This is a genomic window from Pseudomonas sp. GW456-12-10-14-LB2 (assembly GCF_002884345.1).
Taxonomy (GTDB): domain Bacteria; phylum Pseudomonadota; class Gammaproteobacteria; order Pseudomonadales; family Pseudomonadaceae; genus Aquipseudomonas; species Aquipseudomonas paraglycinae.
Map to the genome: position 1 here is coordinate 1 of NZ_POHV01000255.1, position 252 is coordinate 252.

Annotated in this window: 1 protein-coding gene; it reads right to left on the reverse strand. The window is 71.0% G+C overall.

The window, feature by feature from the left end; all coding sequences use genetic code 11:
• A partial coding sequence (locus C1X29_RS30140; protein ID WP_146023333.1) for a transglutaminase family protein occupies window positions 1–252 on the reverse strand: 252 nt, incomplete at both ends.

Consider the following 252-nt stretch of genomic DNA (forward strand, 5'->3'; position numbering starts at 1 on the left):
AAATCGTACCCCGCCGCCCGGAGATCCTCCAGCACCGAGAGGAAGTCGGACCAGAGGAAATGCGGCAGCATGAACCGATCGTGGAGGTTCGTGCCCCAGCGGACACAGCCGCCGGTCTGCGGCTCGCGCCATAGCCAGGCCACGAGGGCGCGGAGCAGGAGCTGCTGCGCGAGGCTCATCCGCGCGTCCGGCGGCATCTCGAAGGCGCGGAACTCCAGCAGGCCGAGGCGCCCGGTCGGGCCGTCCGGCGAG